At 46.1% G+C, this 11934-nt stretch carries 11 protein-coding genes, 3 tRNA genes and 1 rRNA gene; 1 reads left to right on the forward strand and 14 read right to left on the reverse strand.

Annotated features, from left to right (window positions below; all coding sequences use genetic code 11):
- Window positions 1-28: 28 nt before the first annotated feature.
- Genes tatC through RQP52_RS21315 form a run of 3 tightly spaced genes read right to left on the reverse strand, consistent with a single transcriptional unit; the run spans window position 29 to window position 3335 of the window.
- Window positions 29-760 carry a twin-arginine translocase subunit TatC gene (gene tatC, locus RQP52_RS21305; RefSeq protein WP_315953722.1) on the reverse strand — a complete coding sequence of 244 codons (732 nt, stop codon included), beginning with the start codon at window positions 758-760 and terminating at the stop codon, window positions 29-31.
- A 39-nt stretch (window positions 761-799) separates the two neighbouring features.
- Window positions 800-2521, reverse strand: a complete 1722-nt coding sequence (locus tag RQP52_RS21310) for a GMC family oxidoreductase (protein ID WP_315953723.1) — start codon at window positions 2519-2521, stop codon at window positions 800-802.
- Between the two features lie 34 nt (window positions 2522-2555).
- Window positions 2556-3335: a gluconate 2-dehydrogenase subunit 3 family protein gene (locus RQP52_RS21315; protein ID WP_315953724.1), complete on the reverse strand. Its 780-nt coding sequence runs from the start codon at window positions 3333-3335 to the stop codon at window positions 2556-2558.
- A gap of 201 nt (window positions 3336-3536) precedes the next feature.
- On the opposite strand from RQP52_RS21315, the gene RQP52_RS21320 reads away from it, so the two are divergent.
- Window positions 3537-3923 carry a c-type cytochrome gene (locus tag RQP52_RS21320; RefSeq protein ID WP_315953725.1) on the forward strand — a complete coding sequence of 129 codons (387 nt, stop codon included), beginning with the start codon at window positions 3537-3539 and terminating at the stop codon, window positions 3921-3923.
- Between the two features lie 41 nt (window positions 3924-3964).
- Here the strand turns inward: RQP52_RS21320 and RQP52_RS21325 are convergent, their stop codons facing one another.
- From RQP52_RS21325 to RQP52_RS21375, 11 genes are all read right to left on the reverse strand, one after another.
- A complete protein-coding gene (locus tag RQP52_RS21325; protein ID WP_315953726.1) occupies window positions 3965-5677 on the reverse strand; it encodes an adenine deaminase in 1713 nt (570 codons plus the stop codon).
- Window positions 5678-5698: 21 nt separating this feature from the next.
- The gene (locus tag RQP52_RS21330) at window positions 5699-6760 is read right to left on the reverse strand and encodes an ABC transporter ATP-binding protein (RefSeq protein WP_315953727.1); all 1062 of its coding nucleotides are present in this window, start codon (window positions 6758-6760) and stop codon (window positions 5699-5701) included.
- A 15-nt stretch (window positions 6761-6775) separates the two neighbouring features.
- Complete coding sequence (locus RQP52_RS21335) at window positions 6776-7564, reverse strand: ABC transporter permease (RefSeq protein WP_315953728.1); 789 nt, start codon at window positions 7562-7564, stop codon at window positions 6776-6778.
- 4 nt (window positions 7565-7568) lie between these two features.
- Complete coding sequence (locus RQP52_RS21340) at window positions 7569-8390, reverse strand: ABC transporter permease (protein ID WP_145661882.1); 822 nt, start codon at window positions 8388-8390, stop codon at window positions 7569-7571.
- 27 nt (window positions 8391-8417) lie between these two features.
- Window positions 8418-9350 carry a nucleoside hydrolase gene (locus RQP52_RS21345; protein WP_315953729.1) on the reverse strand — a complete coding sequence of 311 codons (933 nt, stop codon included), beginning with the start codon at window positions 9348-9350 and terminating at the stop codon, window positions 8418-8420.
- A gap of 75 nt (window positions 9351-9425) precedes the next feature.
- Window positions 9426-10520, reverse strand: a complete 1095-nt coding sequence (locus RQP52_RS21350) for an ABC transporter substrate-binding protein (protein ID WP_315953730.1) — start codon at window positions 10518-10520, stop codon at window positions 9426-9428.
- A 256-nt stretch (window positions 10521-10776) separates the two neighbouring features.
- Window positions 10777-11127 (reverse strand): DUF2294 domain-containing protein, encoded by a 351-nt coding sequence (locus RQP52_RS21355; protein ID WP_127456545.1) that lies wholly within the window; start codon window positions 11125-11127, stop codon window positions 10777-10779.
- A gap of 280 nt (window positions 11128-11407) precedes the next feature.
- Window positions 11408-11489, reverse strand: a tRNA-Leu gene (locus RQP52_RS21360).
- A gap of 15 nt (window positions 11490-11504) precedes the next feature.
- Window positions 11505-11576, reverse strand: a tRNA-Gln gene (locus tag RQP52_RS21365).
- A 17-nt stretch (window positions 11577-11593) separates the two neighbouring features.
- Window positions 11594-11666, reverse strand: a tRNA-His gene (locus RQP52_RS21370).
- 143 nt (window positions 11667-11809) lie between these two features.
- A 23S ribosomal RNA gene (locus RQP52_RS21375) occupies window positions 11810-11934 on the reverse strand; the annotation flags it as partial.

Consider the following 11934-nt stretch of genomic DNA (forward strand, 5'->3'; position numbering starts at 1 on the left):
CTATTTATCAGACTGGTTTGTTTCATCCTCAACTATTGGTCGGACTGCTTTGCCTCATCGCTCTCCACTGCCAGTTGGAAGCCAACGCACTGATCTCAAACAGCAGCAGCAAGGGAACGGTAACCGACAGATGTGAAACCATATCTGGCGGCGAAATGCAGGAACCCGTAATCGTTAAAGCGATGTACGCGTATTTCCTGGACATTTTCAAGCGCTCCGGCGTCAAAAGTCCTATTTTGGTCAGAAATAGAAGAATCACAGGCAGTTCAAACGCGATCGCCATCGGGAAGACGATTTGGAACAGAAACCCAAAATACCGGTCAATGCCATACGTTTCCACCGCACCAATCGTTTGATTCATTCGCATCATAAAGCGAACCATCATGGGGAAGACGACCCAGTAGCTGAACGCTACCCCGATGATGAAAAGCGCAAAAGCCACAGGGATGTAGGGAAGAGCGCTCTTAGACTCCGCTTCTGTCAGCCCTGGCCTGACGAATGCCCACAATTGGTAGAGCATCACCGGCACTGTAAACAATAAAGCGAAGAGAAAAGCGCACTTCATATAAATCATCAGCCCATCTGTAAACGAGAACACATTCCACTTAATCTCACCGATCATAGGCTGCGTTTTCAAATACAGCAAGATGTCACTGGAAAGATACAGCCCTGCGCAGAGCATAACTAGAAACCAAGCAAGAACAATAATCAACCGCTTGCGAACCTCAGTGAGATGCAAAATCAAATCTTCTTGCCCCATCTGATCCCTCCGATCTATAGGGTCCTATCGGCAGCATGTTTAAACGACCATTCCGCCTTGTTTCAAATATTTCGCGATCCCTTCAACGGCTCTATACGCAAGGGCCCCAACGGTACCTGTCGGGTTATACCCGCTGTTATGAGCGAATGCCGATGCTCCGACAACGAATACATTTTCTGCATCCCACATTTGCAAATAGGAATTAACAGCTGAAGTTGAAGGATCCGAGCCCATGATCACACCGCCTGTGTTATGCGTGGACTGGTAAGGCACGATATTATAAGGCCCGAGCTGATCCGATGAACCAATGCTCGTTGGATTCATTTCCTTCATAATTTCAGCGGCTTTACCGCTCACGAATTTGATCATCTGCCGATCCTGTTCTTCAAAATCAAACGTAATTCGCGGCAGCGGGAGCCCATAGGCATCTTTATAAGTAGGATCGAGATCTACATAGTGATGCTTCCAAGGCAAACTTGATCCTTGCGGGGATACAGCCAAAACACTGTTCGCATATTTGAGCGATTTCTGTTTAAAATCTTTCCCCCAAGCAGGCGTGCCTTTCGGAACGGAGTTGGTAGCAATTGGCCGTTGTCCGGTTTGCGATATTCGAATACCGGCTCCATGAAGGAAATTAAGACTACTGTGGTCAAAATTATCTCCATTAAAGTCCGGAATCTCCATCCCAAGCGACCCTGCACCGGCAAATAGATTAAATTCTTTGTCATCAAAAAATCCGGTTGCCGAACCGCCGTTCGTTTGGTAGCAATAATTTTTACCGATTACTCCTTTACCGGAGGCTGGATCATATGGTTTACCCAATTTGGACGTCAGCAGGAGCTTAATGTTGTTGAACACATAGCTGGCCATGATCACCACATCAGCAGGCTGCTCGAACTGTTCTCCTGTAACCGTGTTGACGTACACAACGCCGCTAGCTTTTTTGCCGTCATTTAACACTTGAATCACATTCGAGTAAGAGCGCAATTCAAAGTTACCCGACTTCAGAGCAACAGGCAGCACTGTGACTACAGCATCCGCTTTGGCTCCATACTCACAGCCGAAACGCTCGCAATATCCGCAATACTGGCATGCTGCTCTGGTGATCCCGTCCGGATTCGTATATTGTTCAGACAGATTCGCAGACGGCATCATATAGGGGTGATAACCCAATTTTTTCGTCGCATCCTCGAACAATTTCAGAATCGGCGTTTTCACCATGGCCTTGGTTGGAAAAGGATTCGAACGCTTGCCCACCATCGGATTCTGATCCGGGTCCCCGGAGATGCCAGCCAGCTTTTCAAATTTATCGAAATAAGGTTCTAATTGGTCATATGTAATGCCCCAGTCCTGGATGGTCATTCCCTCTGGTATTTTCTGCTTCCCGTACCTCTCGACCGTTTTGCTATAGATTTCAAAATCGTACGGAAGAAACCGGTACGTTTGTCCATTCCAGTGAATGCTCGACCCGCCAAGCCCTTCACCCAGCAAAAAGGAGCCATATTCTCGCATAGGGACTGCCGCTACTTTATCCGTATTACGGAACGTCACCGTTTCTTTGGATAGATCCTGCATCAGATCGTATCTGGAGGCGTATCGCAGCTCGTCATGTACCATGTAGTAATCCTTGGTGTCTCTTGGCTTTCCGCGCTCCAAACCAACCACCTTGACTCCTTGCTTGGACAGCTCGGCAGCAATGATGCCCCCGACCCATCCCATTCCAACAATAACTACCGGAACTTTTGGCATTTTAGTAGCCATGTGCTTTATTCCCTTCCCTCATTGGATTTCACACTTAATGAACAAAATGATCATGCAAGCTCCGCGGTTCCATAACAGCGAATTGATCCTTGTCCATGATATTGGTATAGCTCATTTGGTTGCCTGGATATTTCCGCATCTTCCAACCCTGCATATCCTTATTCCCCCCATATAGCGGGTCTGAATACACGCCCTCCATCACGAGCACACGGAATTGGTTGAAAAAGGTTTTACCCGTTACGCCATTTACCACATTAATTTCGCCTTTTTCCATCGAAGTCAGGATCGCATCCTGTTCCTCAGGAGCCAGCTCCACGAAGGATTTGGTATATTTCGACTTGCTCGTTTCCTCCATGCTCTGCAGGCCCATCGTAATCAACTCGTGGCGTTGAATACTTAAGTAGTCGCCTTGCGTTGCTTCCCCTTTAACAAAGGGACCCGTCCGATACGTGCGGGCATTCACTCCCCATGGGCTTGCCAACTGATGATCGATGTAAAAGGCAACCCCTAACTCCGTCGCCCCCGGACCACTTTCATCTTTGGGGAAAATGCGTTCAGCCGCAGCTTCCGTTATTTGCAGCTGAGCCTGATTGAAAAACATAGGCGCTCTATTGTAGTCCATTCCGGCTTGAGCTTGCGGGGATGCCGATGGAGATGGCGAAGGGGTTGGCGTCGTGGACTTTTTGGTAAATCCACCGGAAATCGCACTGCCAATCACTCCTCCGACCACCACTCCACCAATGGCGGTGCCGGTATATTTCAGGAAACTGCGTCGCGACTGGTCAGGAGAATTTTCCACATTTTTCTCAGCCATTTGATTGCCTCCTTGGAATTTTATGAACAATAGGTTAGTTATGGTAGTTATGGATATCATGAGCTCAGATCCGTTATCTTATTCATTTTTGAATGAAAAATTGGCAATTCGGGAATTGTAAATTTACAGTCATTATGCAGATTTTGCATGCAACAAGTGGCTGTCTTGCACTTGAACCTATGTATATGAGGAGAAGTTCACATGAAGAAAACGTTATTAGTCCTCTCTCTACTGCTCGCCAGTTCTTTAGCTGCTTGCGGTAAGAGCGAAACAAAACCAAGCCCTGCCGCCTCTGCAAGCCCATCTGTGTCAGCTAGCCCATCTGTGTCAGCTAGCCCGTCCGCGAGCACAGGGACTACAACGAAGGTTGAAGCATCCGCTGTGTTCAAAGCCAACTGTGTTAGCTGCCATGGCGTCAACTTGGAAGGTGCCGTAGGACCTAATCTTCAAAAAGTAGGCAGCAAACTGTCTAAGGATCAAGTTGCTTCCACAGTAACAAACGGGAAAGGCGCAATGCCTAGCTTCAAAGGCAAGTTATCTGATGATGAAATTTCATCTCTCGCTACTTGGCTTGCCGACAAGAAATAAACACAAAAAATCCCGCCTCATTATGAGTGCGGGATTTTATATTAAGTAGAGACGATTAATGGGACAACTTTACCGCTGTTCACGTCGATTAGACCATGGTCGGTAATCTTCAAAGCAGGACTTACAGGTAGAGAATGCGTGCTGATCGACATAATAGGATTATAATGACAGTAGCCTAACGATTCCATCGCTTTACGCAGCTGTTCTACTTCCTTAGCTACTTGCTCAAGTGGGGCTTCCGTTAAAATACCGCCGACAGGCAGCTTAAGAGAAGCGATGACCTTACCGTCTTCTACGACGCTAAAGCCCCCCTGGTTGTGAATCACTTCATTCGCCGCGATGATCATATCCTGAGGATTGTGACCGACAACAAGTAAGTTATGATTGTCGTGGGAGTACGTCGTCGCCACAGCTCCTCGTTTAATCGTATCGCCGCCAATTAAACCATAAGCGCGATTTCCGTTTTTACCATAGCGTTCAAAAGTAGCAATAAGTCCTTTACCGCTATCCTGCCACATGAGTTCACCAGAACTAACTTGAACCTCAGTATGATGCTCCTCTGTAAAGGTAGATCCGTTTTTCACCATCATGACACGGCAGTCATAAGAACCGTCTTCTACGTCTACGTTGACTGAGAAATCCGCTTCTGCTAACGGCGACATCTGGACGCTTCGATAATAATGCGGCGGAAAAGCAGGTGCGTTCGTAACTGACGTATAAGCCTCTCGAACATCATAAACCTTGCGTCCGTGCTTGAACACTTGGTCAATTGTCAGAAGCTCCAGATCAGAAATCAACTGAAAATCGCCGACTTTGCCCGGTGCAATAACACCGCGATCATACATCCGCATTCTTTTAGCTGGAGAAAGGGTACTGGCATAAATCGCATGCTCAGGCTTCATGCCCATCTCGATCGCTTTACGCACAATGTGATTCAAGTGACCGCGCCGCTCGAAGGAGTCCGCCATGACATCGTCGGTAACAAAGCAAAAGTGCTCCGACACTTCATGCTCGATCAAATAATCCATCACTTCAGGTGTCATTGATTTCTCTTGAATTTCAATGAACATGCCCGCAGCGATCCTGGCTTCCATCCCCTCAATCGTCTGATGCGTGTGATCGGAATCGACTCCGCTGTATATCATCTTATGCAAGTCCAAATCCAGCAGTTTCGGCACATGCCCCTCAATAATAAGGTGAGGATAGTGTTTGCGAATATGATTGATAATCTGATTTGTTTTACAGTCCGGATCGGTTATGACATCCACGAAATTCATAATTTCACCTAAGCAGATAATCCGCTCCGTCCGCAGCAGTTCATCCATATCCTCGATTTCAATCGAACCGCCGGACGTTTCCATCGATGTGGCAGGAACCGAACTTGGAAGGGCATAGAACATGTCCGCTACACAATTCTGGCTCGCTTTGATGAATTCTTTGACCCCGTCAAGTCCGAAAACATTAGCAATTTCATGCGGCTCCGGAACAATCGTCGTCACACCGTTGCGAATAAGGCCGTAGGAGAACGTCTCCGGTGTAACCATTGTGCTTTCGATGTGCAGATGGATGTCGATGAGCCCTGGAATCATGTAGCGCCCTTGCCCGTCCAGACGTTCGGCAGCAGCAAAGCTTTCCGTACCTTTATTACCGATATATAGAAACTTGCCATTCAGAATGGCTGCATTACCTTCAATGAATGTTTTAAAATAGCTATTATAAATCTTTACATTTTCGATCAGTAAATCAACCTGCATATGCCTTTACCTCCAAGTACACTACTCTACTAGAACCAATTTCTCGCTTGGAAAATGAAGCCGAACCTCTTGACCGCTCGGATACGGGAATTCCATTTCTTTATTGACCGTAATGTCTCCGAGCATCGTCTGAACGACGTATTGATAGCTTCTACCTAAGAAGGTGCTCACTTTCACACGTCCTGTCACTACATTGGGACCTTCCTCGATCTCTCCCGGCATACCTAGAAGGACATCATCTGGACGAATAGCGCCTTGCATCCCGACCTGCTCTCCCTTACTGGCATGTTTGGTTACAGTGAACATATGATCTTTCACTTTCAGAGCAATCACTTCATTTTCATCATATCTGGTGTCAAAGGTGATAAAATTCGTGAAACCAATAAAACGAGCTACGAACTCCGTTTTGGGATATTTGAAAATAGTTGCCGGAGCGCCCAGCTGCTCAATAATGCCTTTATTCATAATGGCCACCTGATCTGAAATAGAGAAGCACTCTTCCTGATCATGGGATACATAGACGGTAGTAATACCAAGCTCCTGTTGAATACGGCGAATCTCCACACGCATATTGATGCGCAGATTAGCGTCCAGATTGCTTAGGGGCTCGTCGAAAAGCAGCAGCTCAGGTTCGATGACTAACGCCCGGGCAATGGCCACCCGCTGTCTTTGACCGCCTGAAAGTTCTTTCGGATAACGCTTCTCGAAGCCGGACAAGCTGACCGTTTCCAGAATTTTGCGAACACGCCGATCAAGCTCCGCTCCGCTTACCTTCCGAAGACGAAGACCGAAGGCCACATTATCGTAAATGGACAAGTGAGGGAACAGCGCATAACTCTGGAAAACGAAGCCGAAGTTACGCTTGCTGACGGGAATGCGCGTATAGTCCTTCCCATTTAAAGCGAATTTGCCTGATTTAGCTTCCAGAAAGCCGGCGATAAGCCGCAAGGTCGTCGTTTTCCCGCATCCGCTTGGACCGAGAAGCGATATTAAATTTCCTTTTTCTACACTTAAATTGAAGTCCTTCAAAATATATTGCTGGTCGTAGGCAACCGAAATATTTTCCAAAGTAAGCAATGCCATGGATGAAAGCCTCCGTTATCGTTTGGTGAAGTAGGATAAACCCATCAACCGTTCAATGATGAACATAAGTACCGCAGTTAAAATCATTAGTAAAACAGAAATAGCAGCAATCGTAGGGTCAAAATGGTTCTCCACGTACGTCAGCATCTGAATAGGCAGCGTGCTGATGCCAGGACCCGTCATAAAGACCGAGATGTCGACATTATTAAAAGATTCCAAAAACGCGATCAGAACAGCTGCAATAATACCTGATTTAATGTTAGGCAATACCACTTTAAAGAAAGTTTTCAGCCGTCCGGCGCCAAGACTTAAAGCAGCTTCCTCTACCGCGAAATCGAAGTTCGATAAGCTTGATGCAACGACGCGGATAATGAAAGGAAGCATGATCACCGTATGCCCAATCAGCAGAGCTGCATAGATCGGAAGGTTATACGTGACGATAAGATACCTCAGCATCGTAAAACCAAGGACGATACCGGGAATCAGTACAGGGGAAATAAAAACGGCATTCAGCGCCTCTTTCCCTTTAAACATAAACCGGCTCAACGCGTACGCCGCTGGAATTCCAAGCAGCAAAGCAAACAAATTACCGATCAGAGATACAATAATAGAGGTGCCCGCGGTCGTCATGAACATCTTAACTTCCCAAATGTTGCGGTACCATTTCAACGAAAATCCTGTCGGTGGGAATTTCAGTACACTCCCTGGCTCAAATGAAGCAAATGCTATAATAACGAGCGGCCCGAGCAAGAAAATATAGACAAGAAGGGTGAAAAACGCCAGCCCTCGATTCTTTTCCCGCATACTTCTACCCCTTCGGATTTAATTTAGTCGCCAGTTTATTCATAAGCGCGATGACGACGAAGGTGATCACGATCATAATCACGGCTATGACGGAGGCTAGATGCCAGTCGTTAAGCGTAATCGCATTCTGATAAAGGAAAGTGGAGATAACCCGCTGTTTGCCACCGAGCAAAGCAGGCGTTGTATATGCCGTCAAACTGCCGACAAAAACAAGAATACTTCCTATGATTAATCCGGGAACGCTGAGTGGGACAATGACCTTCACGAAGGCTTTAAATCGGTTAGCTCCCAAGCTCTCCGCTGCTTTGATCAGATCCGGATCTATATTCTCAAGAACACCGACCAACGTAATAAGGATGAGCGGTAAAAACAAATGGATGAGACCGATCATCATGGCCGCCGGCGTGTACAAAATATCCAGTGGTTCCTTAATGAGACCGATCGCGATAAGGGCGTTGTTGAGTAAACCTTTTTTACCTAAAATAATCATCCAGCTGAACGACCTAACGACAGAGCTTGTCAGCAGTGGAAAAATGGCCAGTGCAAGCAAAATTGCCTTCTGTCTCGGTCCTTGTTTGGATATAAAGTAGGCTACCGGGAACCCCAGGATGATACAGAGAATCGTGGTTACCAAGCTGACACGCAGCGTCGTCCACACAATTTTGAGAAAGTAGGGGTCTTTGAAAAAATTTAAATACCCTGCAAAGGTAAATGTTCCTTTATCGAAAAAGGTCGAACCTATCGTAAGAAGGATCGGAACTACCATGAAAACCGTCAGGAATAATACGCCTGGCAGCAATAGTAATAATAAGTACGTTTTTTTCATGCAGCTATACTCCTGTTCCTTGGTTCGCTATGCACGTAGCGTGCGGATAAAAAGTTCGAGAAATTCGTCAGCCGCAACCTCGGTGCATACGTGCACGTTGGCCGCTTTGGACAAGCGATTCTGGAAATCGCATACCGTTTGCCCATCGCATAGCTCACTTTTGGTTTCTACATCGACGTAGTACTCGCGGGTAGTGACCAGCTGTTTATTTAGAGCTACTCCGACAGCAAGAGGATCATGTAGCGCACAAGCTCTAACACCATTTCGTTCATAGTAACGCTCCATATATTCCGCAGTGCTCTCCTTCACATATCGGGCTATCGGCGAGTCTCCGAGTGCACGGATATGGTCATCTGTCAGCAGCGCTTTCCTTGTTACGTCCAACCCGACAAGCGTCAGGTTTGGAAAACCTGCCTGGAATACAATTTTAGCCGCTTCTGGATCGACGTACATGTTGAACTCCGCTGTAGGCGTCACATTGCCGAACCCTTGGACAACACCGCCCATCACAACCACTTCTTTCACCTGATGAACCAGCTCAGGATACTTCATAACCGCCAAAGCTAGATTCGTCAGTGGAGCCGTCATGACCAAAGTGACCTCTCCCGCATGCTGTTTCACTTGATCCACGATGAAATCAACTGCATGCCCGTCCGCAGCCTCTACATGAAGCGGCATGTCAAGTAATGCCCCGCCAAGCCCATCCTTACCATGGACGCGGTGCTCAAAAAAAGTTGGGCGCATCAAAGGTTTATTCGCGCCTTGAACGACACGAATCTCATGCTCTTTCTCCAGTAATTGGAGAATTTTGCATGTATTCTTGGTCGCTTGCTCCAGCGATACGTTTCCATTCACCGTAGTGATGCCTAGTACGTCCATTTCTCCGCTTCGTACAGCAAGCAGGATGCCTAACGCATCATCGATCCCTGTATCCACGTCGAGGATGACTTTCTTTTTCATAACCAAGCCCCCTTTCAGGTCCTTTTAAGAAAACAAAGGTATACACACAAGCATATACCCTTGTCCAATTTTATATTATTGAGCAACTTCCTTGTTCCAACGGTCAATCCACGATTTAAGATGCTCATTCACGAATTTCATATCCATTTTAATCAGTTTGTTTACAACATCTGCGCCATACGTAATCCCCTGCGCTTCATCAGCTGAGAGTTGCAACGTCGTGTTTACTGGTGAATCCACTTTTGCTTTTGCAGATTTCTCTTGTACTTCTTTGCTCAAATGCCAGTTGATGAAATCTTCCGCTAGCTGCTTATTTTTGCTTCCTTTAATAACGTTGACCGTGTTCATTACGGCATATGCCCCTTCTTTCGGGGAAATGAACTTCGTATCCGGTACAGCAGCTTTCAAATCCTTCACATACATCTCCATGATCGGACCTGCAGCAATTTCTCCTTGCGCGAACATATTAACGAATTCAGAAGTTTGTCCATAGTACTTGACGACTCCTTTATTCAACTCCTTCACCTTGGTGAAAGCTTGATCCTCGTTGAATTTTGCATTACCGGAAACCAGTGACGCTGCATCCAGCACCATTGGACCTGTCGTAGACGTAATGTTTGGCAGCGTCAGCTTCTTGGAGAGCTCAGGGCTCCACAGATCGCTCCACGACGTGATCTCTTTACCGACTGCTTTCGGATTATAGGCAATTCCGAATCGGCCAACGGTATAGGCAGGACCGTAATCTTCACCAAGCGGTGCTTTCGCAATATCGTAGATATCTTTTAAATTCGGAATACGGCTGCGGTCGATTTTTTCAAAAAGTCCTGCATCAATTCCTTGCTGTGCATAGTAGTCGGATAAATAGATAAGATCCACTTTTGAACTGCCTTGTTTCACTTTGTTTAAACGCTCGGAGTTATTGCCGATTTCCAAAACAATCTTCACATTATGCTCTTTCTCAAAAGGCGCATAGACTTCTTTCTTAAAGAAATCATCGGAAAAGCCCCAAGTGGAAATAACCAATTGTGTAGGTTCCCCTGACGCTCCAGCAGGTGAAGCTGTTGCGGCCCCCGTATTCCCCTGATCTTTCGCAGGCGCGGTACCGCATCCCGTCAAAGCCAGTCCTACTACCGATAAAGAAATCAAACCTCGAAGCATTTTTTGTTTCATCGTTAACATCCTCCCAATATCATATATATAATTTGTAGCGCAAATCCCTTTGTTAAATTTTTACTAGTATTCTACACGGGCTCACAAATATATGCCGCGCTCTTGCTAAGACCTAAAAAAAATAGAAAAGTGCCCTTGATAGAAGATAACTTCTAACAAGAGCACTTTTCATCGTAAACAATGGAAAGAGACATCAAGTGATATACAAGCGGGTATGCCCTTAAGATAGATCAAAAGAGATACACCGTGGTCTAGACTATTTAGTTGGTTTAAGAATAATGTTCGTGATGGCCCATTGCGTCGGTGGATCATAGTCTCTTAACACCGCATCCATGGACAACCCTAGTTCTTGCTCCAGCTTTTCCCGGATTCTCTTCTTGTAAATGGAGGACATGTAAAAATCGACCTCGTGTTTAAGTGTAGGAGCCTCTCCTTCTAAAGCCGTTGAACGGGGCGACCGACGATGCTTGGCATGAAACGTAATGATATTCTGATCCAAGGAAACCTTCAGCAAGGTTGTACCAAAACCGAATAATTCTTTGGATATCTCGTTATACAGGTGACACAGCTTCTTCTTGTATTCATTCGAATCATCCGGTACGGACATTAAATCACCTTCAAGAGGAATAATTGATCTGTATTTTTTCGAGCTATACTAATAATACATAGGATTCCTTAATTAATCAAGGTTATTGTTCGTGATTTTATATGGAATTTAACGTAATTCGACCTAATCACTTGTAAAATATCCGTTTTTCCGAATGTCGTCCCTTAAAGTGATAGTCTCAATTAGCAGCAATTGGATATAGGAGGTTTCTTGTTATTTGGTGACTCTGTTATAAAACAAAAAAACCTTACATTTGTAAGGTTTTCTCGTAAAACTGGGATGCGGTCGGAGGGATTTGAACCCTCACGCCTTGTGAGCGCCACCCCCTCAAGATGGTGTGTCTGCCGTTCCACCACGACCGCTTAAAGGAAGATACACTGGGGATCTAGGATTCGAACCTAGGCATGACGGAGTCAAAGTCCGTTGCCTTACCGCTTGGCTAATCCCCAACAAGATAAGGGAAAAGGGCGACCGATGGGACTTGAACCCACGAATGCTGGATCCACAAACCAGTGCGTTAACCCCTTCGCCACGATCGCCACAGTAGGGATTTATTCCCTGAAGACTAGATACGAAACTTGCGTAAAGTTGAATGCTTAGGTTTTGCCCTAGATATTAGATCTTTTGGGCCCCGTTAAAGTACTTGAGTCCACTTCGGAGCTCTTCATCACTTTAATGGGAATAGGTTAAGCCCTCGACCGATTAGTATTCGTCAGCTGCATACGTTGCCGCACTTCCACCTCGAACCTATCAACCTCGTCGTCTACAAGGGGTCTTACATACTGGGAAATCTCATCTTGAGGGGGG

The sequence above is a fragment of the Paenibacillus violae genome, from assembly GCF_032461945.1.
Lineage (GTDB): Bacteria > Bacillota > Bacilli > Paenibacillales > NBRC-103111 > Paenibacillus_E > Paenibacillus_E violae.